Origin of the sequence: Seonamhaeicola aphaedonensis, assembly GCF_003386195.1 — a bacterium.
GTDB lineage: Bacteria > Bacteroidota > Bacteroidia > Flavobacteriales > Flavobacteriaceae > Seonamhaeicola > Seonamhaeicola aphaedonensis.
Genome location: NZ_QRDX01000003.1, coordinates 324,123 through 348,304 on the forward strand (window position 1 = coordinate 324,123; position 24,182 = coordinate 348,304).

Annotated in this window: 19 protein-coding genes; 4 read left to right on the forward strand and 15 right to left on the reverse strand. The window is 32.3% G+C overall.

Annotated features, from left to right (window positions below; genetic code table 11):
• Positions 1–7: 7 nt before the first annotated feature.
• From DFQ02_RS07205 to DFQ02_RS07215, 3 genes are all read right to left on the reverse strand, one after another.
• Positions 8–1,696, reverse strand: a complete 1,689-nt coding sequence (locus DFQ02_RS07205; RefSeq protein WP_116040322.1) for a DUF6909 family protein — start codon at positions 1,694–1,696, stop codon at positions 8–10.
• Positions 1,697–1,868: 172 nt separating this feature from the next.
• Complete coding sequence (locus tag DFQ02_RS07210) at positions 1,869–3,362, reverse strand: GH3 auxin-responsive promoter family protein (RefSeq protein ID WP_116040323.1); 1,494 nt, start codon at positions 3,360–3,362, stop codon at positions 1,869–1,871.
• The gene (locus tag DFQ02_RS07215; protein WP_116040324.1) at positions 3,362–4,228 is read right to left on the reverse strand and encodes a M23 family metallopeptidase; all 867 of its coding nucleotides are present in this window, start codon (positions 4,226–4,228) and stop codon (positions 3,362–3,364) included. Before DFQ02_RS07215 ends, DFQ02_RS07210 begins: the two co-directional genes overlap by 1 nt.
• Positions 4,229–4,342: 114 nt before the next feature.
• Here DFQ02_RS07215 and tatA point away from each other — a divergent pair, with 114 nt between their 5' ends.
• The gene (gene tatA, locus DFQ02_RS07220; protein ID WP_116523741.1) at positions 4,343–4,525 is read left to right on the forward strand and encodes a twin-arginine translocase TatA/TatE family subunit; all 183 of its coding nucleotides are present in this window, start codon (positions 4,343–4,345) and stop codon (positions 4,523–4,525) included.
• Between the two features lie 72 nt (positions 4,526–4,597).
• Here tatA and DFQ02_RS07225 read toward each other — a convergent pair whose 3' ends face one another.
• The 4 genes from DFQ02_RS07225 to DFQ02_RS07240 form a co-directional block, all read right to left on the reverse strand.
• Entirely contained in the window at positions 4,598–5,608 is a 1,011-nt protein-coding gene (locus tag DFQ02_RS07225; protein ID WP_116523742.1) for a DUF4837 family protein, read from the reverse strand.
• A 25-nt stretch (positions 5,609–5,633) separates the two neighbouring features.
• On the reverse strand, positions 5,634–7,196 hold the full coding sequence (locus tag DFQ02_RS07230) for a LysM peptidoglycan-binding domain-containing protein (RefSeq protein ID WP_116523743.1): 1,563 nt from the start codon (positions 7,194–7,196) through the stop codon (positions 5,634–5,636).
• A 208-nt stretch (positions 7,197–7,404) separates the two neighbouring features.
• A complete protein-coding gene (locus DFQ02_RS07235) occupies positions 7,405–8,592 on the reverse strand; it encodes a phosphoglycerate kinase (protein ID WP_116523744.1) in 1,188 nt (395 codons plus the stop codon).
• 225 nt (positions 8,593–8,817) lie between these two features.
• The gene (locus tag DFQ02_RS07240; protein WP_116523745.1) at positions 8,818–9,666 is read right to left on the reverse strand and encodes a T9SS type A sorting domain-containing protein; all 849 of its coding nucleotides are present in this window, start codon (positions 9,664–9,666) and stop codon (positions 8,818–8,820) included.
• Positions 9,667–9,816: 150 nt separating this feature from the next.
• Here DFQ02_RS07240 and DFQ02_RS07245 point away from each other — a divergent pair, with 150 nt between their 5' ends.
• Together DFQ02_RS07245 and DFQ02_RS07250 are read left to right on the forward strand one after the other, a co-directional pair.
• Complete coding sequence (locus tag DFQ02_RS07245) at positions 9,817–10,971, forward strand: DNA polymerase III subunit (RefSeq protein WP_116523746.1); 1,155 nt, start codon at positions 9,817–9,819, stop codon at positions 10,969–10,971.
• Positions 10,972–11,892 carry a diacylglycerol/lipid kinase family protein gene (locus DFQ02_RS07250; RefSeq protein WP_116523747.1) on the forward strand — a complete coding sequence of 307 codons (921 nt, stop codon included), beginning with the start codon at positions 10,972–10,974 and terminating at the stop codon, positions 11,890–11,892.
• On the opposite strand, the gene DFQ02_RS07255 is transcribed toward DFQ02_RS07250, so the two are convergent.
• The 3 genes from DFQ02_RS07255 to DFQ02_RS07265 form a co-directional block, all read right to left on the reverse strand.
• Positions 11,889–14,240 carry a TonB-dependent receptor domain-containing protein gene (locus DFQ02_RS07255; protein WP_116523748.1) on the reverse strand — a complete coding sequence of 784 codons (2,352 nt, stop codon included), beginning with the start codon at positions 14,238–14,240 and terminating at the stop codon, positions 11,889–11,891. The genes DFQ02_RS07250 and DFQ02_RS07255 overlap by 4 nt on opposite strands.
• Before the next feature lie 73 nt (positions 14,241–14,313).
• The gene (locus tag DFQ02_RS07260; protein WP_116523749.1) at positions 14,314–15,243 is read right to left on the reverse strand and encodes a FecR family protein; all 930 of its coding nucleotides are present in this window, start codon (positions 15,241–15,243) and stop codon (positions 14,314–14,316) included.
• A gap of 54 nt (positions 15,244–15,297) precedes the next feature.
• Positions 15,298–15,810 carry an RNA polymerase sigma factor gene (locus DFQ02_RS07265; protein WP_116523750.1) on the reverse strand — a complete coding sequence of 171 codons (513 nt, stop codon included), beginning with the start codon at positions 15,808–15,810 and terminating at the stop codon, positions 15,298–15,300.
• A 387-nt stretch (positions 15,811–16,197) separates the two neighbouring features.
• Here DFQ02_RS07265 and DFQ02_RS07270 point away from each other — a divergent pair, with 387 nt between their 5' ends.
• Positions 16,198–16,566 carry a DUF6438 domain-containing protein gene (locus DFQ02_RS07270; protein WP_147297743.1) on the forward strand — a complete coding sequence of 123 codons (369 nt, stop codon included), beginning with the start codon at positions 16,198–16,200 and terminating at the stop codon, positions 16,564–16,566.
• 169 nt (positions 16,567–16,735) lie between these two features.
• Here DFQ02_RS07270 and DFQ02_RS07275 read toward each other — a convergent pair whose 3' ends face one another.
• The 5 genes from DFQ02_RS07275 to DFQ02_RS07295 form a co-directional block, all read right to left on the reverse strand.
• The gene (locus DFQ02_RS07275) at positions 16,736–17,251 is read right to left on the reverse strand and encodes an OmpH family outer membrane protein (protein WP_116523752.1); all 516 of its coding nucleotides are present in this window, start codon (positions 17,249–17,251) and stop codon (positions 16,736–16,738) included.
• 228 nt (positions 17,252–17,479) lie between these two features.
• Positions 17,480–18,334, reverse strand: a complete 855-nt coding sequence (locus DFQ02_RS07280) for a class I SAM-dependent methyltransferase (RefSeq protein WP_116523753.1) — start codon at positions 18,332–18,334, stop codon at positions 17,480–17,482.
• Between the two features lie 77 nt (positions 18,335–18,411).
• Positions 18,412–20,283 carry a tRNA uridine-5-carboxymethylaminomethyl(34) synthesis enzyme MnmG gene (mnmG, locus tag DFQ02_RS07285; protein ID WP_116523754.1) on the reverse strand — a complete coding sequence of 624 codons (1,872 nt, stop codon included), beginning with the start codon at positions 20,281–20,283 and terminating at the stop codon, positions 18,412–18,414.
• Between the two features lie 74 nt (positions 20,284–20,357).
• Positions 20,358–20,768, reverse strand: a complete 411-nt coding sequence (gene ybeY, locus DFQ02_RS07290; RefSeq protein ID WP_116523755.1) for an rRNA maturation RNase YbeY — start codon at positions 20,766–20,768, stop codon at positions 20,358–20,360.
• Entirely contained in the window at positions 20,761–24,150 is a 3,390-nt protein-coding gene (locus tag DFQ02_RS07295) for a DUF4175 family protein (RefSeq protein WP_116523756.1), read from the reverse strand. The genes ybeY and DFQ02_RS07295 overlap by 8 nt, the downstream gene beginning before the upstream one ends.
• Positions 24,151–24,182 lie beyond the last annotated feature (32 nt).

Consider the following 24,182-nt stretch of genomic DNA (forward strand, 5'->3'; position numbering starts at 1 on the left):
TATAATGTTAGTTTAAAATTTGTTCTAAAATGGTTCTTGTAATTAAATAGGTGGGTTTAACGCCTGTTGTACCTAAACCTCCTGAAGCTAACGTTGCCCCAGTTTCTAAGGGGTTATCACTGGCATAATAAGCGTATCTTACTTTTACATCAGACGATATACTGCCTCTTACTTTTGAAGCTGCTTGAATCGCTTTTTGGTAATGTGCCCCCTCCATTTCCAAACCAATGACTTGCCAAGTAGAGTTGTAAAAGAACTTTAAAATATCCTTGTTTTGAAGTGAAGTCCCCAAAACAGTAATCATAGCGCCTTCATAAACATCTATGCCTTGCCCTTCTAAATCTGCTTTTTTAAGTTCATTTTCAAAAGGATAATTGTCTGCGGTTCCTTCAAAAATATGTGCCGATGGAATCATAATATCGCCTTTACCTCCCTCTAAAATACCTGCTTTACCCATTATTGAAATCGATTCTGCATTCAAAAGAATATTTTCTTTTTTCTTTTTGTAGGGTTTTAAAAGCTCATCAATGGTTTCATAAGCCTGTTCACCAAAAGCATAATCCATTACTAATATAACAGGTTTCTTTTCTTTTAAAAGATCTACATTAACTTTTATATCGACTTTTGAGGTGTCTATTTTACTAGTATCAAAAATTTGTACATCAATATTAGCACCAGACACGTCTTTTATATAAGTCATTCCATTTCGCAACGCAGTGGCATTTACTTTATTGCGTAAAACTATATTTTCCTTTTTGCTTAAAGACTCATACGTTTTAAAAATATCTACTTTAGATTCTGATGTTTTTAATATTGAATGTGCAAAAATAGTATTCATAACACTATGCATATTTGCACTTATAATATGAATGGGGCGTTCTATTAAATTATTTTTAAATAAAATATCTTTGATATTATTGGCCCAAATTTCTCCATGAATATGATGTCCAATACGCTCTCTGAGTACAGGGCTAAATGTTATGGTTCTCTTATTATCATTAACCTGTTCTTCAATAGCTAATTTCCCTAACCAATACACAATGTGTAATAATCTTTCTGGTTGTTTAGCTGTAGAAAATTCACTATAGACCTCTTTGATTTCATTAAAAGTACGACCTAAAATATAGGCTACATGCGTAATGGCTACCTCTCTTTCTTCACTTGTTAACTTCTTTTTAGAAAGAACTGCTTTTTCCAATTTTACCCAATCTCTAGTTGTAAGACCTTCATCGTTTATTAAAACTCGATTACTTATTTTATGGGATTCAATAAAAAGAAAGGTTAAATGGGTTAGAATATCGTATATCTCAGAACGTCCTCTGGTTATTTCAATATTCATTTGCTCACTATCAATTCTGTAGCAATTTCTGCGTCTTTTTTCAGGGATGATTGGTTTAAAATGAGAATCGGCGTAACCCTCATCGCTAGTGAGATTAATATAAGTGCACTCTTCTATACCTTCAGGAAGTCTATCTATAACATAGAGCAAACCTTCTAATTCGGCTTTCTCGTCACCAATAGACCCGTAAATCTCAGGCCTTAAAAGTAGTAATGAATTCCGAAGCATTTCACCCGAAACACCCATGGGTTTGTAGAAACCACGAATAAATAAATGCCGCATGGTAATATACATCCTTTCAATAGCATTCGAGCTCTCTTGAGCCCTCGTTCTTTCGTGATGTTTTTTATTACTCATTTGCGCTTTTTTCAGTGCCAAAAGTACGTTATTTTTTTCATTTAAAAATTCATGAATACTAAATGAAAAATTGCGTATTGACAGAGTGTTTACATAATTGACGCTAAATTTCGTATCTTTTTATTTGAACATAATTTAGTTCTTTTAAAGAAAAATGGAGATATTATTTGATTTAATACGTGTATGGAAAGTCTTCAACTATTTTCCTGTCATTTGATAGTCTAGGTAACTTGTTTTGCCCTCCTAATTTACCGATAGATTTCATGTAGTTTTTAAAACCACCTTTCTTTACTCTAGTAATTTTGAGGGTTTGAAGTACCTTGCCTTCAATTAAATCAAAATAATACACATTTTGTTTTTGAAGCGATGCATCAATTTTTTGGGCAAAAGCTAAAATATCCTCTGGTTCTTTTTCAAACTCAATGAACCACTCGTGATATGGTAATCCCTCTACTGGATTTATTTGAGGCACAACCGTAAATTCTGTTACACTTACATCTGCATTAGTCGTTGCTTCTTGCATAGCTTGTTCCACCTCCTTACCTATAACGTGCTCTCCAAATGCAGAGATAAAATGCTTTATACGTCCTGAAACAATAACACGATATGGCTCTATTGATGTAAACTCAACCGTGTCACCAATATTATAGGCCCAAAGCCCTGCATTTGTTGAAATTATCATCACGTAATTAACTCCAATCTCAACATCTTTAATAGTGATTCGTTTAGGGTTTTTCTTGAAGAACTCATCGGCTTTGACAAACTCATAAAAAATGCCAGAGTTTAACTGAAGTAGCATGCCTTTTTTATGTTGAGTATCTTGAAATGCAAAAAATCCCTCGCTGGCAGGATATAATTCAATACTATCAACTTGGCGTCCTATTAGACTTTCAAACTTAGACCGATACGGTTCATAATTAACTCCCCCGAATATGAATAAATTGAAATTCTTAAAAATATCTCCAACAGGTTTTCCAGTTTTTTGAACTAATTTTTCAAAATACATCTGAACCCAAGAGGGTATCCCAGAAATTACCGTCATATTTTCTGGCAAAGTTTCTTCAACTATAGCATCTACTTTGGTCTCCCAATCTTCAATGCAATTGGTTTCCCATGAAGGTAGTCTGTTTTTTTGCAGATACTTAGGTACATAATGTGCTACAATACCAGAAAGCCTCCCCAATTTTATACCATTCTTTTCATTTAAAATAGGGCTTCCTTGAAGGAAAATCATCTTGCCGTCAACAAATTTGGTGTTCCCTGTTTCATGAATGTACATTAAAATAGCATTTCTAGCAGCCTTAACATGACTGGGCATACTCTCTTTTGTTATAGGGATATATTTAGCTCCCGAAGTAGTCCCAGATGTTTTTGCAAAATAAAGAGGTTTTCCTTTCCAAAGGATATTCTCTTCTCCGGCTACCACCTTTTCCACATAAGGCTTTAAAGCCTCGTAATCTCTTACAGGAACCCTTTTAACAAAATCTTCATGTGAATTGATACTTACAAAATCATGATCTTTACCAAATTGGGTGCTTGCTGCTGTAGCAATTAATTCCTGAAAAACTTTTTGCTGAGTCTCAATGGGGTTTTTAGACCACTTAGCAATGCTTTTATAAACACGTTTTGCAAATGGTTTTGCGAGTGCAGATTTTATTGATAGCATTATTTAAAATCTATAAAATTTGTTGGATTGATAGGATACCCATCATTCCATAGTTCAAAATGTAAATGAGGTCCTGTTGAAAGTTCACCTGTATTTCCAGCCATAGCAATAACTTCTCCAGCCTTCACCAAATCGCCTTGCGATTTTGTTAACGATGCATTATGCTTGTAGACCGAAATAAGTCCGTAACTATGTTCTAAAATAATCACATAACCTGTAGCCACAGTCCATTCAGAGAAAATAACAACGCCATCGGCAGTGGCTTTAACAGGCGTGTCCTTGGACACAACAATATCAACTGCATAATGTTTTTCTTCTAGGTTATAATGCTCACTAATAGTTCCGCTTACGGGTGGAAATAATACAAAATTGGTTGCTGTGGTAGCTAACTCAAATAGATTATATTTATCTTCTTTATCTACCTTTTCTCTTAAAATGGAATCTTCTGCTGTTGGAGCTAAATCTACTTCACTAGCTTCTAATTTCACAGCTTCAATTATAGAATCTTTATTAAAATCTGCAGCACTTACATCTCCTTTTAGTACTTTTTTTATCGAACCGTAATACAGTTCATTCATAGCAATGATACGTTGCAGCGAATCAGTTTTAAAACTAAGTTCTGTTGCCTTATTTTTTAACGCTGTTGACGAATATCCTGGGATATATTCTCGTAATGGTGTAAATGCAATGATAAGATAGGTAATCGTTATAAGAAATAAAGCCGACAAAGCCCCCAACACAAATACGTTTAGCCTTGTTAGTTTAAAAGATAAGCGCTCCTCAAAAGTATGCTCATTAAGAATAACAAGCCTGTACTTATCAAGTAATTTCCTTTTAATCCTTTTTGGTTCCTTTTTTCTTTTCATTGAAAGCAAAAATAAAGAATTTTATGGCAAGACATCTTATGCAAATACTAAAGTTATACTTTAAACGATATTATTAAACTATAATTATTAACTTTGCTTTTTAAATTGATTATTATGAGTTTATATATGTTACCGTTAGCTATTGGACCTTGGCAAATAGCACTGATTGTTGTTGTTGTTTTGTTGTTGTTTGGAGGTAAAAAAATTCCAGAATTGATGCGTGGTTTAGGTAGTGGAATAAAAGAGTTTAAAGATGCCAGCAAAGAGGAGAATGATGAAACTAAAGGAAAAGAATAAAATTTTATTTTTTATATCGAAAAGCCAGCGCGTTGCGCTGGCTTTTTTTTTGTGTTACTTTATTGTTGAAGATTACTCAATCTTAACAGATTTTATAATTGATTCTAACTCCAGCATGTAATTACGCTTTTCTACTGAGGGAGCAAACACGAAACCTTCGATACCGACCCAACGTTTATTAACTTTATCCTCTATGGTATAATTTATAAAAGGCCCTCCCATAAAATCATTTGTTAATTCCCAAATACCCTTAGTTTCATAGGCAGGTTTGTTATCTACTATGGTTTCTGCGTGGAAAGGCGTATAGGCATCCTCTGTTACCATAAAAGAACTTATTTTATTACCGTTAGCATCAACTGTTTCATCTAAGCGCCCTTTAAAATATGCTTGCCCAATAGAGTCTCTAATTTTTATTATTTGAGTTACAGTGCTATCGTTTCGCTTTAAAGCCCCATAAGGCAAATCGTAAATCATGATATGGGCATGCCCTGTGGTAATATTTTTTCTAAACCAAAATAGATTATCTTCACTTTTAGCTAAATCATAAATTGATGGAAACTGAATGGTTAGCCCTAATTTTTCTTTTATTTTAGTAACGTAATGATGTGGTGATTTAGCCATCTGGCGCTGCCTTTCTTCAATTTCCATGGCTCTAAATGTATTTACTATTTTTTCAGCATTTTCTGAGATTACATCAATCACATCTTGTTTACTTTTACCTGAAACTGTAATGACTTTTTGTGGTTTGGCATAAACATTTTCCATTATATCCATTCCTGAATTTCCATCCATCTCTACCTTTAAAATAGTTCTGTTCTTTGTTACAAATCCTGAAAAAACGGAAGGTGGAATCTGACTCAATGTAAACATGGGTTCGTCCTGCGGAAGTCCGTAAACAATTTGAGTTAGCACTTCTCTAATGGCTTCCCCAACACTACCATTCCATAAGTCATTTTCTACAACTACGGAAACATGATTTATATTACCGCTGGAGTCAAAAAGAAATTTGTCAGACGCACTGTTTTTGTCTTTACATGACAATACTAGCAACAAAACTATGGCCGATAAAAAGATTTTTCTCATCTGTATTTTATAATTTTAAAAGGAATTAACCTTTGGATATTTTAAGTTTCATTCCAGGTTTTAGGTTATTACCACTAATACCATTCCAATCTCGAATATTTTGAACAGAAACTCCAGAAAATTTTTGTGAAATGCTCCATAAAGAATCTCCATTCTTTACTGTGTAGATAATTACGTCTTCAGAAAGTGGTTTAGTAATGGTTTTCTTTTTGGTTGATGAAGAAGACGAAACCACCTGAGGTGTATAAGGTTTGCGCGGGTAAATTGTAAGTCTTTGACCAATTTGCAAATCATTATTTCTTAGTCCATTCCATTGTTTAATTTGGCTAACTCTAACGCTGTAGCGTCTTGCAATTTTGCCTAAGTAATCACCAGATTGTACTTTGTAACGTACTCTATCTGTAGCATTAAAAAACTGTGGCAATGGCTTTTCTCTTTTTGCAAATTCTTCCTTAACAAAAGCATATATTTTTTCTTCATTATTTACAAAAGTACCTACAACATCTCGTGGAAGTCTTAAATAATAATGCTCTCCTTTTATAACTGGAATAATATCTAATTTATAGGAGGGGTTTAAAAATTGAAGTTGCTCTACCGGTGTACCCGTAACTTCGGAAACTTGATCTAGAGTAATCATATTTTTAACTAGAACAGTATCTGTTTCTGTTAATGTAAACTCAGGCTTTATTTTTTTAAAACCATGCGCTTCAGCGTATTCAAATATGTACATATTAGCTAAAAAGGCGGGCAAATATCCTGCTGTTTCTCTTGGTAAATTATGCCTGATGTTCCAATAGTTTTTATAACCTCCCGAACGACGAATAGCCTTAGTTACATTGCCTGGACCCGAATTGTATGCCGCCAGAGCCAAATCCCAATCGCCAAATATTTCATAAAGTTTGGCTAGGTATTTAGTAGCTGCTTTGGTTGATTTTATAGGATCACTTCGTTCATCAACATAACTACTCACATCTAGGCCATACATTTTACCTGTGCTAAACATAAACTGCCACAACCCAGTTGCACCAACTCTGGATTTTGCTTTAGGTTTTAAGGCAGATTCTACAATAGCTAAATATTTTATTTCTAAAGGAATATTGGCATTATCTAATTCACGTTCAAACATTGGGAAGTAGAAATGACTTAAGGTTAATAACCTTTGTATTAAATCTCTTCGGTGTTTCAAATAGGACTTAATAACACTTTCTAAAGAGGGGCTATACTCAACATTAAAAGGTGTTCTGGCATTAAGCGCTTCTAACCTTGCTTTTAAAGTATCTGTGGGCAGTTCTGGATACTCAACGTCTTTAAAATCTAATTCTGAAACTGTTTTATAAATGGTATCAAACAGATTATTACTGTAAAGTTCCTGAAGCCATTTTTCGTCTATATTAGCAGCTAATTCATGGTCCTCTAGCTTCTTAATATCTATACTATCTGTAACCGTTTCAATTGGTTTAACAATTTGCTTCCCATAAACCAAGGTGTCCTTTACTACAAATGATAACGAATCTATCTCATTTTGTGCAAGAGACAGACAAAATGAAAAACTAAATAAAAATGTAAGTATATAAAAACGAAAAGCCATAGTATCTATTCTATATGAATGATAGTATGGCTAAATTCGTGTTTTTTGCGGTAAATAAAAAATTTGATTCCTTAAGTTGTAAAATCTTTTATTTTTATAAATGCGTTAGCGATTGAAGCAAGTTACCCTGTCTACCTGCGTTATCGCAAGCTAGCGTGTAATGCTTAAAGTACGACCCTGAAATTGTTTCAGGGAAGGCCTTAAAAAATTACTCTAAAATAGCTGCAATTCCTGGAAGTGTTTTGCCTTCTAAGCTTTCTAGCATAGCACCGCCACCTGTACTTACATAACTTACCTTATCTTGAAAACCAAATTGCTTAACTGCCGCTACAGAATCTCCACCGCCTACAAGAGAGAACGCTCCATTTTTAGTAGCCTCAGCTATTGAATTTCCTAAATCTATGGTACCGCCAGCAAAACTTTCCATTTCAAAAACTCCAAGAGGACCGTTCCAAAGAATGGTTTTAGATTCTTTAACTACTTTATCAAAAATTGCTCTTGATTTTGGTCCAGCATCAACACCTTCCCATCCATCTGGAATGGCATTAATATCACATATTTGCGTATTGGCATTGTTACTAAAATCATCTGCAGCAATAGTATCTACCGGAATATGTACTTGTACATTTTTTTCTTTGGCTTGCTTTAAAATATTTAAAGCCAATTCTAGCTTATCATCTTCACAAATTGAATTACCAATGCTTCCGCCTTGGGCTTTAACAAAAGTAAATGCCATACCTCCACCAATAATTAAATGGTCTACCTTATCTAAAATATTTTCTATAATAGTAATTTTTGATGACACTTTTGCTCCACCCAATATGGCTAAAACAGGTTTTTCTCCTGTTTCCATTACTTTTTTAATACTTTCTATTTCTTGTGCTAATAAACTTCCAAAGCATTTGTCTTTTGGAAAAAACTGTGCTACAATAGTAGTTGATGCATGGGCTCTGTGCGCCGTACCAAAAGCATCGTTTACATATATGTCTCCTAATTTAGAAAGCTTTTGTGCAAAGTCAACATCACCTGCTGTTTCCTCTTTATAGTAACGTAAGTTTTCTAATAGTAAAACTTGACCTGGCTCTAAACTTGCCGCTGCAGCCTCTACATCTTCACCAATACAATCTGGTACAAACTTAACTTCTACACCTAAAACATCTTGTACTTTTTCGACAATATGCTTTAATGAAAACTCCTCTTGAAATCCTTTTGGACGCCCAAGATGCGACATTAAAATACAGCATCCACCATCCTCTAAAATTTTAATAATGGTTGGTTTTGCCGATATAATTCTGGTAGCATCAGTAACTTCAAATTTTTCATTCAAAGGCACATTGAAATCTACACGTATTAAGGCTTTTTTATTTTCGAAATTAAAATCGTTTAGAGTCTTCATTTTTATAATATTAACTTATTAATTCAACAAAAGTAACTAATTAAACTGCACCAAAAAATGTCTTTTTTAACGAAAACGTTTGAAGTCGTAAAGATTTTTTAAAAAGTTATTTTTTGTGATGTTAATGACTAAAATAATTAAGAACATCTTAAAACAAATTTCAATAAAAAAAACCGTCAAACTTGAGTTTAACGGTTTCATAAAATTAAATAATTTCCTAATTGTTTACCTTTTGATAATTTTTGATGATTGAACTATACCTTCAGATACTATCTTCATTATATAAATTCCAACAGGATAATTTGTTAAGTCAACAGAATATTGTTTCGATTTGAGCTTTCGCCTCATTAATTCCTTTCCTAATAAATTATAGATAGATATTTCATCTAAAACCACATTAGCCTTAAAATTAACATGATTTCTAGTTGGATTTGGACCAAAAGAAAACCCATTAATTAAACCGTCTTTATTGGATAAAGTTGCTGTTTCAATCTCAAATTTATCAAAACCTAAATACTCATTTCCGTTTTGATACACCACTAATCTCATTCTTACATAATCATGCCCCGAAGGGATATTGTAATTAAATTTATTCCATCCACGTGAATTAAAATTTCCGTTAGAGGTTGTTTTGAATACATCTTCTTTAAAGTCTGCAGAATTCCAATCTGTAGCATTATCATATCTTAATTCATAATAGATATAATCTCCTTTATCTAAACCTACATATTGCACTTGAAAAGACAATTCTGCTTCTAATCCGCCTAAATAAATACTATCAAAAGTCAGAATATGTTCTGGTGAAGCTTGACCTGTTATCTGCTCAGAGTATTCATTATCTAAATCACGTCCTGCTAAAAAACTTGATCCAGAATGCGGTCCTGAAATTCTACCATTAGCTCCAGACTGATTTCTCCAAACATCTGTCCCACTATTATTAAAATAAAAAGGGATGTTAGATGAATAGTTCCAATTATCCTCCTCTTTGTTATCAAAGCCTTGTTTAGCAGACTGTGCATTTAAATAAAATACACAAACAAGAAAAATTACGAATGAAATAGTAGTTCTTTTCATGGCGTTTTAATGTTAAACAATTAAAAACTAATAGATTAATGAGGGACTCAAACTTATTACAAAATACAATCACCCCCTATTATATTCGATAATTAGCCTTTTATTTAGGTCTATTACATAAACCATTAGCTTTTCTACTATATTTGTTCTATGCTTTTCAAAGATGTTTTAGGACAAGAACATATTAAAAATCATCTTACTCAGAGTGTGGATAATGGAAGGATATCACATGCTCAATTGTTTGTTGGTAATGAAGGCTCAGGCACTTTACCTATGGCCTTGGCCTATGCTCAATACATATTGTGTAATAACAGGCAAGGTGAAAATAATACAGGAAATGAAGCTTGTAACTTGAAGTTTCAAAATTTATCGCATCCAGATTTACATTTTGCTTTTCCTGTAACGACTTCAGAAAAGGCTAAAAAACACCCTGTTTCCAGTCATTATCTTGAAGAATGGCGCCAACTGTTAAAAGAACAACCTTACGGAAATCTTTTTGATTGGTACAAACTATTGGGAGTGGACAATAAACAAGGGCAAATTGGTGTTGATGAAGCTCAAGATATTATAAAAGCATTATCACTTAAGGCCTATGAAGGAGGTTATAAGATTATGCTTATATGGATGGCCGAAAAAATGAATAGCGCCTGTGCTAATAAACTTTTAAAACTTATTGAAGAACCACCAAACAAAACTATTTTTTTACTTATTGCTGAAGACGAAGAGCAAATAATTAATACTATTAGGTCACGTTGTCAAGTTTTGCATTTTCCCCCCTTAGCTGAAAACGTTATAAAGGAAGCTCTGTTGGAAAATTATCAAGTAGACGAAGCAGTGGCCACTAAAATAGCACATCAAGCTAATGGTAATTATAATAAAGCTTGCGATTTAGTGTATCAAGACTCTGAGGACATTCAGTTTGAAGAATGGTTTATTTTTTGGGTTCGTAGCGCTTTTAAAGCAAAAGGCAATAAAGCTGCTATTCATGATTTAATTTCTTGGAGTGAGAATATTGCTAAAACAGGTCGGGAAACCCAAAAACAATTTTTACAATTTTGCATCGGCTTTTTTAGGCAAGCACTTTTGTTGAATTATAACGCTTCAGATCTGGTGTATTTAGAACCTAAAACAGAAGCGTTTAAACTAGAAAAATTTGCACCTTTTATTCATGGCAATAATATTTTAGAAATAAGTAATGAATTACAAGACGCTATATACCATATTGAACGAAATGGTAATTCTAAAATAATCTTAACCGATTTATCCATAAAACTTACACGTTTGCTTCATAAAAAATCTGCATAGATGAAGCTAGCTTTAAAAAAGTGGTTCGTAATTGTAAATCCTACTTCTGGAAACAATACAGCTAAAAAATTATGGCCAGAAATTAAGCGTCTCCTTACACATTATGAGTTTGATGTTGACTATGCGTTTACAGAATATGAAAGACACAGTATCAAGCTTACTCATAAAGCCCTAGAACTTCACTACAAAAATATTATTTGTGTAGGTGGTGATGGCACTCTACACAATATTGTAAATGGGATTATGACTCAAAATTATTTCCCCACGTCTGAAATATATGTTGGAGTCATTCCCATAGGAACTGGAAATGATTGGGTAAGAACATTTAAAATCTCTAGTCATATTGAATCTGCAATCAAAACTATAAAAAAAGGTCATGTATTAACCCAAGACATTGGGATGATTAATTTTATAACCGGCACAAACTCTCCTGAATACTTTATAAATCTTGCCGGTACTGGTTTTGATGGATTTGTGGTTTCTAAAGTAGCCAAAATGAAATACTTGGGAAAGGTAGCTTACCTGATTGGGGCTCTTGTTAGTCTGTTTTCGTTTAAAAATTTCAACTCTAAGGTAACCGTTAATAATGAAAACGTTTCTGGAAAAACATTAATGATACTTATAGGGTTGTGTAAATATTCTGGTGGAGGCATGCAATTAACTGATAATCCGAATCCTTTTGATGGAAAGTTTGATGTAAGTATAGCCCAAAACTTAAACAAATTTGAAATTATAAAAAATATTCCCAAACTATTCAATGGAAAAATTACTCACTACAAAAAGGTGAAAACTTATAAAACTAGTAGACTAAAAGTGGTGTTTAAAAATACGCTCCCTTTTGTTCAGGCAGATGGCGAGTTAATAAGTGAAGGGAATTTTGAAGTAAAAATTATTGAAAAAGCATTTTCTTTTTATGGCTAAAAATCCATTCTGAACAATAAATTAGGGGTTATCCCTATTGATGATTTATTCACTTCCCTTAAAGCATCTTCATTACTAGCGCCTTGCCTTCTTTCATAAGTCCTGCTCAATAAATTACTTTTATTGTAAATATTTAATATGGAAAAACCTATCTTACCTTTCCAGTTATCTTTATTAGAGACATTAAAGGTATATGTGGTTGATAGATCAAGCCTATGATAATCTGGTAAACGAGCTCCATTAACTTCATCATATTCAATTTGAGGGCCGTCTGGTGTATCAATAATACCAGTTGCTTTAGTATACGGAATTCCTGTTCTTATATTCCATCCTAATGAAACATTAAAATGGTTCCACTCATAAGTATGAGACCAAGTAAGTTGATGTGTTATATCTGAGTTTCCAGAAAACTCCTCTCCACTATTTATGTAATCAAAAGAGAAGTCATTGTTTACATAAGAATAACTCAACCAAGTCCTATAGTTTTGTATTCTCTTCTTAATTAAGACATCCATCCCAAAAACTTCACTTTCTCCTTTTGAAAAGAAATTATCTGAAATTTCAAAACCCAAAGTGTAAGATGTTAGTCCATTAATTTTTTTGTAATAGGCTTCAATATCAATGTTCCATCCCCTTTTACCAAATATAAATCCAGATGTAAATTGTTTGCTTTTTAAGACAGGAATTTCTCCATCTTCAGATAAAACCCAAATTTGATCTTCCAATCCAAACTCCTGAGTATTAAATTCAACCACTTGACTCACTGCCTGATGCAAGGTCTCACCAGAAACCTTATACTTTAATGAAGATGAAAGGCGTGTTTCAAACTGTACCCTTGGCTCAACAAAAAATTGATTTAAAACCGAAAAATAGTTGGTTCTCAACCCTGCGTTTAAGAGCCATTTATTAGATCTCTTATATTGATAATCTAAATAAAGAGCGTGGGTGTTATTTGTATTCTCATTAGATTCATTAAAATCTTCTTCAGGACTTTCACTGTCTGTAAAACTAAGACCATAGTTGACTTTATTTGAAGAAAATTCATACCCAACACCTAAAGTAGTTGGTTCATTTAATTTTAAATTAGTGTTATACGAAAACCCAAAATCATCAATAGTATTTAACTTTCTTAATTCATCACTAAATTCATCTGTGATACTGTTACCTCCTACATACTCTAAATCAAATTTTGAATAGTAAGCGTTGAAATCATGAGAAAATGAATTATTAAAATTATGTTTCCAATTGAGGCTACTTCCTTGATTTGTTATCTCTAATTTATCATTTGATGCTTCGTCAAACTCTTCAATTAGAAAACCGTAATCTAGTTTATTGTTAGTAAACAAAGTGCTTACAGATAGCTGATTATTTTTATTTGGCTTAACTAAGGCCTTTATTGTAAAATCTCTAAAGTTAAAAACATCTTTGGTGGTTAATACTTCATCATCTTCAAAAACCTTATTACCTTCAGAAATTTTAGTTTCCTGAAAAACACGCTTTGAAAGATTTCTAAAAGTTTCCGTATCAAAAATATCTGTTATTGATCGTCTTGCCGATGTTATAATAGCCGCTTGATTACTAATTGGAGCTTTTAAATAAATGTCGGCATGAGTCATATTTAAACCAGCGCCTCCTTCTATTTTGTTTGGAATGTCATTATCTGATGTTATATCTATAACACCAGATATTCTATTGCCATACTTTGCTCTTGTTCCACTTTTATAAAGTTTAATTTCCTCTGTTATATAGGGATTAAATGCTGATATGGTACCGAAAAAATGCCCAGAATGATACATTTTTATACCATCCCATAATATCAAATTTTGATCAGGTGTTCCTCCTCTTATGTATAAACCTGAAGCAGTCTCTGTGGGGCTTTGAACCCCCGGTAGCAATTGAATGCTTTGTAAAACATCGGGTTCTGTTAAACCAGGAAGAATCCCTAGTTTATTGGGTAGTAAAGAAATGGAAGCGTCATCTTTTTTTTTACTTATTCCAGTGGTTAAGTACTCTTTTATAAGTACCTCTTGCAGTTGTTGGGTGTCTGTTATTCTAGTTTTTCTTGGTTTAACTGTATAATATCTTCTAGATTGCTTTCTAAAAACTACTGTGGCTTTTTCTTCAAGAATTAGTAAAATCTCATCAAGAGTGGCATTTTCAATGTTTAAACTAATAGTTTTATTGTTTATGAGATCTGAATTATAGGAAAATTTAATATCAAATTTCTCTTCTATATCTTGAAAAACTTTAACTAATGCGACATCAGAATAATCTAAGGAAACTTTCTCTTGGGCAAATAGGTTTAATGAGAAAAGGACAAAGACAAAGGTTAATAACTTGATGTTCATTTATACTTAATTCAAGAAGGGGCTCCTAAAAATATAAATTTAGGACGATTTTGCTAAAATAAGTATAATTTAACTATTGTTTTGAATTAAGTACAATAATTCCTTTTTCATTGTTAACAGTGTAAGACAAATTCATTGGTGCTGATACGGTCCTTAATGCTAAACTTAAATCTGTATGCGTAAAGGCTCCTGTAAATCTCTTATCTAAATCAATATTTGAAGTATCGAATGTGATTTGAAATTGATTTTCTAAAGCTACTAACACTTGAGAGATTGGCGCGTTGTAAAATGTACTTTCTCCAGCTAACCAATTAGGTTCATTTAAAGTAAAGTTCCATTCTTCAAGACTTTTGTTTATAACTCTAACAGCTTCTCCAGGTAAAAGTATGATAGCCTTTTTCAATGAATTACTAGTAACTCTTACTTTTCCTTCCATGCATTGTACTTCAAAATAAGTATCTCTAGAGATTACATTAAATTCAGTTCCTAATACTTCTACAATACCTTCATTTGTCAAAACCTTAAAAGATTCTCCTTTTTCAACATCAAAAAAGGCTTCGCCTTCTAACTCTAAAGCTCTGTTTGATTTCCAATTTAAAGTCTTATAATATAAATGGGAGTTGGCATTTAATTTTACTTCAGAATTATCCGGAAGTACAACTGCTAATTGTTCACTAAATCCTGTAGTGAAATGAGACTGCATGTTCATAACATAGAACATACCCAAGGCAACAACCACCACAGCGGCAGCATAAGCCCAATTAGGAATTAGTTTTATTATTGGAGTCTTGGAAGTTTTGGGCTTCGCGCTCGTTTGTTCTCTGAGCTTGTTTAATAACGCTTGACTGTTAAAAGTAGGAGCTTTTAGTGTTTGGGACGCATCATTAATCTTTTTAAGAACAGGATAATCTTCTGAGTTTTCAAATTTTTTAAGCTCTTCTTTAGAAAGTTCTCCAGCAATCCATCGAGCTAAAAATTCGTCTTCTTTGATAAATTTTTCCATTCTAATTAAAGTTCTTATAATTATAAAACAGTTGATTTTGGTTTTACCCTACTTTTATATTTTCCCAAATTGTTTTCTTAGCGTAACTAGAGCTAAACTCATTCTTTTTTCAACTGCTTTTAAACTTACTCCCGTTATTTCAGCAATCTCAGAATATTTCTTTTTATCTATTCTACTTAACAAAAAAACTTCACGTTGCTTTTCTGGTAAATTAGCAATAGCTGTTTTAAGTTTTTGCATGAATTCCTGCTCTTCTAAAATAAACTGAGGTGTTTCATTACTCACTTTATTTATTTGAGTATTTTGATGCTCTAATACAATTTTCTTATGAGCCACTTCATTTAGAAAAATATTTCTGGCCACTGTATATAAAAACGACTTCGCCTTATCAAAAACAACTTTTGAACAATTATTCCATAGCTTTATAAAGGCATCCTGAACAATATCTTCTGCTTGTTGCTCATCACCACATTTATAATATATATAATTATAAAGCGTTTTGGAGTGCGTATTAAATAGGTACTCATAGGTTACTTTTTCACAAACAGATTTGGTTTCGCTACTCATAGAAAGTAAAAGCTTTTTTTTCAAATTTAAAAAAATTAAAGATAGTAGGTAGGGTGTTTTGATTTTAAACTGTTTAATATATAAACTAGGGCACTAAAGCCCCAAATAGTGTTCCTAGTTTGCCCCAAAACCCCAAATTTATAATTCTCTTACCTACGTTGTAATGGTTTAGTATCATGTCTTAATAATGGTTTTAAGATTTGGTTGATTAAACTTAAAAGTTAAGTTACATGATACTTTCAAGTTAAAACTTGAATATGGTTGAGTTAGCTAATTTGTGCCAAAGCGTGTTCCCCAAATCTATAAGTCTTTGTCACAAATTTGCAGCTTAAAATGAATCATCAATTTACAGGTACAATAATTATGACTTTATTAACGTCGTATTTCGTGAGTAAGAAGGAAGAATTGAAAAATACAAGTGATGCTGTACTAAGTTTATCCAAGGGCAAAGATTTAAACGGTTCTCCTGTTTTTGATTTATGGATTTATAGAAATGGTCAAATTACTTATAATGGCATTGAAAATGTAGATAAAATAGGAATACATAATACCTATATACCTTTAGACATTGTAAAAAAGATTACAGAATACACTTCGATTATAAGCCCCAAGGAAACAGGAGATAATAAAGGTAGAGACAATTCACTTAACATTGTTAAATACAACAATCGGATGCTTGTTTATCAACCATCTAAAGCCAAAGGAAATTTACAAGAATTAAATACACTTTTAGAGAATATAGCAAATAGCATATAAATATTAAAAATGACAATTAAAAGAAGAATGAGGGTTCGTACTTTTATTGTTAACCTCTGCTAATTAAATTTAGCAGGGGTTTTTTTTGTTTTAAAGAACAATAATCTATAAAAAAAACCTCTTTTAATTGCTTAAAAGAGGTTAATTTTTTGATTATTAATTCCTTGAGTTATTTTTTATTATACTCTACATCTAATGCTTCCAAGATAGTTTGAGTTAAATTGTTTTCATCAGTACCATATAATACTGAAGAAGCACCATCGCTAGTACCTAAAATGTAAGTATAACCATTTGCTTTCCCGTAGTCTTTCACAAAGTCTTTTACTTTACTAATTAAAGAATCTATTTCAGTCTGAAATGCTTGTGATATCTGTTGCTGCTCCAATTGAATTTTCTGTCCTAACAACTGTTCTTTTTGTTGTATTTCTTGAGATAATGCTTGAAGCTTAGACTGAGACATTTTCTGTGCCTTCAACTGAGCCTCTTTAAGTTCTATCTGATAAGCAGCTATCATACTATCTCTTTTCTTATTAAAGGCATCTTCTCTGCCTTTAAATTTAGCTTCTAAATCTTTCTTTTCCTGAATCTCATTTATTAGTGTTGAATTATCAACGAAACCAATCTTTTGTTGTTGGCAAGAAGTAAATACTACTACAACAAAAAGTGCGAAAAAAATATATTTCATTTTTAAAATTTTTTAGTCGGACAAATGTAATAAACAAAACTATTCGAAATACTTAAATTAAGCTCGAACTAAGACAATAACTAAAACTTATAACGAAATAAAAGAACTATCGATAACAATTATTGATTAAGAATTGAAATAAAGCGTTTTAAGCGTCTTTAAAATTCACACTGAACACATCAATAACAATAATACCAAAACTTGAAATAATGGCTTCAAAAATCGTTTTTAGATATTTTTAATGATATAAATTAAAGAAGATGCTTCTTTTGTCTTTAGTGCTTTCAAATTAGAGAGCGCTCCTATATAAAATCCTTTAATGACATTCATTTTATCAGTTTTATATTTTTCAGAAAGTAGACTCACATAAAAAGCATCAAACCACATGGGTTTTATTTTTATAACTTGCATTTTCATTTTTGAAAATAAACTAGAAACTGAAGACCTATTAAAATGCCAAAGATGTCTAGGTACATCATATGCCGCCCAAAATTCTTTATAGTATTTTGCATCATAGCTTTTAAAATTAGGTGCAGCAATAATTAAAACACCATTTGGTTTTAATAGCTTTTGAAAATTTTTTATTTGATTTTCAAGTTGTGGAAGGTGTTCTAAAACATGCCAAAGGGTAATCACATCAAAACTTGCTTCCTTTAGATCTGAGAAGAGCTTTTCAATTTCAAAAACCGAGTTTGGTGTTTTGGAGTTTGCAATGGCCCTAGCTTTTTCATTAGGTTCTATACCAAAAACAGTCCAACCATTTCTCTTAGCCATATATAAAAAATCACCTGTACCACATCCAACATCAAGTAAGTTTTTAGATTCTAAATGAAATGAATTAATTAGAATTACCTTTTTTTTAAGAGCTAATACTCGAACCCAATGATAAACTTTTTCGAATAAGTTGCGTTTAGAATCTGTGTGTGAAATGTAATCTTCACTCTTATAATATTCTTGTAATTTTTCTTTTTTAGGAGGTGGTGTAGTTTCTAAATAACCGTAAGTAGGATTTTGAATTAACTCAAATATTTCTCCCGAAACAGAATGGTCTTTTACAGTTAAAAAAACAGGCTTTCTATTCATTTATGATAAAATCTGAAACAGGATAGTTGTTTAAAAAAACTATTGTTCCACGTGGAACAATAACTCATGCTTTTAGTTTAACGCCCCATGTAAACCAACAAAACAGAAATGTCATTTGGTGAAACACCGCTAATTCTTGATGCCTGAGACACTGTTGTTGGTTGTACTTTTTTAAGTTTTTCTTTTGCTTCAAAACTCATTGACTTGATTTTAGAATAATCGAAATTCTCTGGTATTTTAACATATTCTAATCTATTAAGCTTATCAGCATTGTTCTTTTCTTTGGCAATATAACCCGAATACTTTACTTGTATTTCAGCCTGTTCAATCACTTCTCTGTCTAAATTATGTTCCTGAATATACTTTTCAACACTATGCACCTTCCTAACATCATCCATATAAATGTTTGGTCGTGCAAAAATTTTAAACAGTTTTCCAGACTGCTTTACTGGAGCAGAATTCTTTTGCTTTAATATCGGATTTATAATCTCTGGCTTAACACTAGTGCTTTCAAAAAACGACACAAACTTTTCAGCGCTTTCGTGCTTTTGCTCCATCCTTCTTAAACGTTTCTCAGATGCCAAACCTAATTTAAAACCTTTAGGTGTTAATCGTAAATCTGCATTATCTTGCCTTAATAATGTTCTATATTCGGCCCTTGAAGTAAACATTCGATAGGGCTCTTCTGTACCTTTGGTTATTAAATCATCTATTAAAACACCAATATAGGCCTCATCTCTTTTTAGAGTAAACGCTTCTTGTTCCTGTACTTTTAAACTAGCATTAATTCCAGCTATTAATCCTTGTGAAGCTGCTTCTTCATATCCTGTAGTCCCATTAATTTGACCAGCAAAATATAAGCCACTAACAATTTTTGTTTCTAAAGTATGTTTTAATTGTGTAGGAGGAAAATAGTCATATTCAATAGCATATCCCGGTCTAAAAAACTTTACATTTTCAAATCCCACAACAGAACGCAATGCTTTATATTGAACATCCTCAGGTAACGAAGTTGAGAAACCATTCACATATACCTCAACAGTGTTCCATCCTTCGGGTTCTATGAATAATTGGTGCCTATCTTTGTCAGCAAAACGGTTTATCTTATCCTCAATAGACGGACAATAACGTGGCCCTAAACTTTTAATCCTACCATTAAACATTGGCGATCTATCAAAACCTTCCCGAAGTAACTCATGTACTTCAGGACTTGTGTATGTCATATAGCAAGAACGCTGCTTTTGTAATGGTTTTGTAATATCTAAATACGAAAATTTTTCTGGATTATTATCACCAGGTTGCTCTGTCATTTTAGAGTAATCCAACGATCTACCATCTACTCTTGGAGGCGTACCAGTTTTCATTCTACCTGAGTCAAAACCTAAATCCACCAACTGCTCAGTGATTCCTGTGGCAGCTTTTTCCCCTGCTCTACCACCACCAAAATTCTTATCTCCTATATGGATAAGACCGTTTAAAAAAGTGCCATTAGTTAATACAACCGCTTTTGATTTAATCTCAACCCCTAATGATGTCTTTATACCAATAACCTTGTCCCCTTCTATCAATAAACCAGAAACCATTTCTTGATAAAAGTCTAGATTCTTTGTTTGCTCTAACAACAACCTCCAATCTTCAGCAAAACGCATTCTATCACTCTGAACTCTCGGACTCCACATTGCAGGTCCTTTTGATTTATTAAGCATTTTAAATTGAATAGCAGATGTATCAGAAACAATACCACTATAACCCCCAAGTGCATCAATCTCACGCACGATTTGACCCTTTGCAATACCACCCATAGCAGGATTACAAGACATTTGTGCAATGTTTTGTAAGTTCATGGTAACAAGCAATGTTTTACTTCCCATGTTAGCAGCCGCCGCTGCAGCTTCGCTACCTGCATGACCCGCCCCTACAACAATTACATCATAAACATCGTTAAACATTACTAATCTATTTTACTTGTTCCACGTGGAACATGAATAATTTAAGTCTGCAAATATACACTGAACTTTTCATTTCATATAAGCTTTGTTAAGTAGTAGTTCTCTTTATCACGCATCATTGTAGCTTCAATATCAGACTTGTCTTTGTATCCACAATAATGAAGTATACCATGAATAATTACTCGATGGATTTCATCATCAAAAGACACATTGAAATCCCTTGCGTTGTCTTCTACTCTTTCAATTGAAATAAAAATATCACCTTGTATAATTTTTCCTACTGAATAATCAAAGCTAATAATGTCCGTTAATGTATCGTGATTAAGAAACTCTAGGTTTAATTTGTGTAAATAATCATCATCACAAAATATATAATTTACTTCTTCAATTTTAAACCCTTCTTCATGAATAGTCTCTAGAATCCAATCTGAAATTCTACGTTCATTTTGAATTAGAAACTCAGTTTCATAATTAAAATTAATCATCACTCGTCCTGAAATATTCTTGTACTTTCTTTCTGTAAATTTGCTGCAAAGGTAGCGCTTGTTTATCTAATATTTCAATAGTATTAAAATATTGTTTTGCTTTAGGAATTACATTATTGGGGTTATTTTTAAACTGGTCTTGGTTGGTTTTAGATTCTCTTTTCTCATCCTCACCTTGTTCATGTGTCGCATTTTCTAATTTTAATAACTGATGTTTAAGTTCCAGCATTTTATTTAGTGCACTATTTGTAAATCCTTTATTTAATAATTCCAATTCAATATCCTCCATTTTTCTAACCAAACTATTGGCATTATTACCTAGTCCATCTTTGGCTATTTTATCTTTTAAAGCTCCACGAAGTTGCTGCTGCTGCTGATATATTTCAAATAACAATCCGTTTAATTCTTCGCTATTACCTTCGCCTTCTCCGTTCTTACTTTTTCCCTCGCTTGGCTTTTCTTTACCCTTATCACCTTTATTTCTCTCACCTTCATTTTGTTCTTTGCCTTCTTTAGATTTTTTCATGCCTTCCTCTAACATCTTTTGCAATTCTTCTTGACTCATAATGATGTCTGGCAATTGCATATCGCCTTGACCCTTACCTGGAGACATACTCAAACTTTCTTGCATATTATCTAATATATCACTTAAAAAATCGGCTAAATTATTGGCTGCTGTTACGGCAAACTGTTGCGCACCTACACCCTGATAAAGTTGGTTTTCTGTTAACAAACCCATGGCTTTATCTATATTAAAATAAACCTCTGATATCTCCTTGTTAACCGTTTCTGAAAGCTTTGGCTGACGTAATGAAAGTGCAAACAAACTATCATCTATATGCTCAAAATGTTCCTTTAAAGTTTGCTGCTTTTTGAGATAACTAGCAAATTTACTATGGTTTATATCCACTCGTTTAAAGTTATCCATAAGATCTTCTTGATCAAAAGAATACAGCACCAAATTATCAAGAATTTGACGCAACATTTCCATATCTTCCTGCAGTTGTTCACCTCCTGAGGCGTTCATAGAACTTTGCATACTTTTAGCCATTTGTTTCATTTTCTTGGCGGCATTTTTTTGTCTCTTTTGGGCGTTCTGCTTACTCTGACTTTGTTGTTCTTGATTTTGCTTGCCATCGTCGTTTGGTCCTTCCTTATTTTGATTAATTTCTTCCTGTTCGCTCTTTTTTAAATCATCTGTGGCTTGCTGTTGTTCTTTTTTTATTTCATTTTCTTCTAGCTTATCCTGAGGAATCTCCATAGGTTTTTTTAAAGCTTTATTGTCCTTTTTTAAATCTTCAAGCTCTTTTGTGAAATCTTCAAATTCTTTGTTTAGTTTTTCTTGATTTTCGGGAGTATTATTTTTATTGTTTTCCTGTGAAAGCTTATCTTGTTCTTCAGATAATTTATTTAAATCATCAGCTAACTGCTGAAGTTTCTTTTCTACATAAAAGCGTTTCGTTAACTCTAAAAGTTGTTCTAAACTTCGCTTTTTATTTTTATTTTGTTTTGCAAGCTCCTCTAGCTTATCAACCAACTCTTCTTTACTAATTTTATCTTTTAGTTTTTCTAATTCTTCAAGTAGTTTTTCATCTTTTTCAAGCTGTTCCTCATTATCCTTTAAACGCTCTTTTAAATCTTCTTTAAATTCATCTTGAATAATTTCATCTTGAAATTGTTCTAAATTTTCTTTGAATTTTTCATTGAAATTTTTCATCATCTGGTCCTGTTGTTTCTGACGCTTTAAAAATGACTCTAATTTCTTTTTATCGTTGAAATTTAAACTTGATTTTTCCTTTTGTGTTCTCGATAACTCCTCAAGTGTTTTTTCCTGTTCTTCAAACTTCTTAAAAGATTTGTTCAAATCCTTGATGGTTTTACTCTGGTCACTTAATTGTTTTTGAACCTCCTCCTCTTTGGTTCGCTTTCTGTAGGTATAAATACTACTTTTTACACTTTTATATTTGTTAACAACATCATTATCAAATACTTGAAAATATAAATTATAGGAAATACCATCTTGAATTTCTAAGTTATTAGGAAAAGCACTTATAAATTCTGAAACATTTGAGTTACCAATAGGAATATTTTCTGTTTGTTTAGCTTCTTCATCGTTAGATGGATAATAAACCAATTGTAATTTATGAAAACCATAATCATCTGTTGCTTGACCAAAGAAATACAATGTTTGCAAATCAAGGGTATCCATTTGCATTTTGATGTTCAAATCTGGAAATTGGTCTTTAACTACATCTATTCTAAAAGATAAATTCTCATAATTTATCAAATTTTTGTTGCTAGTACTTACACGGTAATCTAAATTCTTCAATACGCGCTTAGACGCTTCAAAAACACCCTTATTAGAGGCGCTTAGTTTGAGCGTATCTTCTGCATAAAGATTTACAAAGTCAGTTGACTTGGTTTCAAATTTCCAGGTAATAGAAGTACCTTCAGGTACTATAGCGTTACCCGTACTCTTTAAGCTTTCGTCTTTCTTTTTTGTATATTTAGGATAATCTAAATACATCTCAAAACCCAACAGCGATGGCGCTTCAATAATCTCCAAAGCATAGGTTTTAGATGTGACATTATTTGCAGATAACACAAAATCTATTGGGGCTTTAGGTTGGGTAAAAGTATGTTCAAACACTCCAACTCCAGTATTGTGCAAAAAGTAAACTTCATTATTATACTCAATTTGAACACTCTCTGGAATTAAATCCCCTACTGTTCTAACTACCAGTTTATAATCCTTATTTTCTATAGTTTGTAACTTGTCATTTACCACAAAAAACTGAAAAGGTGCTGGTGGTTCATACTCAGTTTTATAATGAACTACTCTCTTATAACTGTTACTAAACCAATTTAAATTATCGGTTAAAAAAGTAATTAATAGTATTAAAACAGGGATTGCAGCATACTTTAAATACTTTACGTTTTGTTTGAAATTGATGGCCAATTTAAATGGAATGGGCTTTAATTCAAGTGATTTCTGTTCAATACTAGCCAATAATAATTCCGATTGGGTGTGGTTTTCATTCAGCTGAAGAACATTCAACAATTTATCGTTCACTTCAGGAAAATGATTGCCAATTATTTTTGAGGCATCCTTGTAATTAATGCCGGTTTTCAGTTTAAATAATTTTGCAATAGGTGTAATTATAAACTTTATCAAAAGTGCTAATTCTACAGCAATAAATAACCAAAATAAAACTGTTCTAGCTTTAGTACCCAACCATAAAGCGTACTCAATAAATAAGGTAAACAATAGATACAATAAGCCTATGGCAAAGAACAAAATAACACCTTTAAGCAATTCATTGGTGTAATATCGCTTTATAAAACCTTCTAGCTTATCCTGTATTTTCCTGAAACTATCCATATGATTTTATAAAAATAGTATAAATCACTAAA

Bases quoted from the DNA above. Each gene is read 5' to 3' on its own strand.
- DFQ02_RS07205 (WP_116040322.1), bottom strand. From the start codon at position 1,696: ATGAGTAATAAAAAACATCACGAAAGAACGAGGGCTCAAGAGAGCTCG.
- DFQ02_RS07210 (WP_116040323.1), bottom strand. From the start codon at position 3,362: ATGCTATCAATAAAATCTGCACTCGCAAAACCATTTGCAAAACGTGTT.
- DFQ02_RS07215 (WP_116040324.1), bottom strand. From the start codon at position 4,228: ATGAAAAGAAAAAAGGAACCAAAAAGGATTAAAAGGAAATTACTTGAT.
- tatA (WP_116523741.1), top strand. From the start codon at position 4,343: ATGAGTTTATATATGTTACCGTTAGCTATTGGACCTTGGCAAATAGCA.
- DFQ02_RS07225 (WP_116523742.1), bottom strand. From the start codon at position 5,608: ATGAGAAAAATCTTTTTATCGGCCATAGTTTTGTTGCTAGTATTGTCA.
- DFQ02_RS07230 (WP_116523743.1), bottom strand. From the start codon at position 7,196: ATGGCTTTTCGTTTTTATATACTTACATTTTTATTTAGTTTTTCATTT.
- DFQ02_RS07235 (WP_116523744.1), bottom strand. From the start codon at position 8,592: ATGAAGACTCTAAACGATTTTAATTTCGAAAATAAAAAAGCCTTAATA.
- DFQ02_RS07240 (WP_116523745.1), bottom strand. From the start codon at position 9,666: ATGAAAAGAACTACTATTTCATTCGTAATTTTTCTTGTTTGTGTATTT.
- DFQ02_RS07245 (WP_116523746.1), top strand. From the start codon at position 9,817: ATGCTTTTCAAAGATGTTTTAGGACAAGAACATATTAAAAATCATCTT.
- DFQ02_RS07250 (WP_116523747.1), top strand. From the start codon at position 10,972: ATGAAGCTAGCTTTAAAAAAGTGGTTCGTAATTGTAAATCCTACTTCT.
- DFQ02_RS07255 (WP_116523748.1), bottom strand. From the start codon at position 14,240: ATGAACATCAAGTTATTAACCTTTGTCTTTGTCCTTTTCTCATTAAAC.
- DFQ02_RS07260 (WP_116523749.1), bottom strand. From the start codon at position 15,243: ATGGAAAAATTTATCAAAGAAGACGAATTTTTAGCTCGATGGATTGCT.
- DFQ02_RS07265 (WP_116523750.1), bottom strand. From the start codon at position 15,810: ATGAGTAGCGAAACCAAATCTGTTTGTGAAAAAGTAACCTATGAGTAC.
- DFQ02_RS07275 (WP_116523752.1), bottom strand. From the start codon at position 17,251: ATGAAATATATTTTTTTCGCACTTTTTGTTGTAGTAGTATTTACTTCT.
- DFQ02_RS07280 (WP_116523753.1), bottom strand. From the start codon at position 18,334: ATGAATAGAAAGCCTGTTTTTTTAACTGTAAAAGACCATTCTGTTTCG.
- mnmG (WP_116523754.1), bottom strand. From the start codon at position 20,283: ATGTTTAACGATGTTTATGATGTAATTGTTGTAGGGGCGGGTCATGCA.
- ybeY (WP_116523755.1), bottom strand. From the start codon at position 20,768: ATGATTAATTTTAATTATGAAACTGAGTTTCTAATTCAAAATGAACGT.
- DFQ02_RS07295 (WP_116523756.1), bottom strand. From the start codon at position 24,150: ATGGATAGTTTCAGGAAAATACAGGATAAGCTAGAAGGTTTTATAAAG.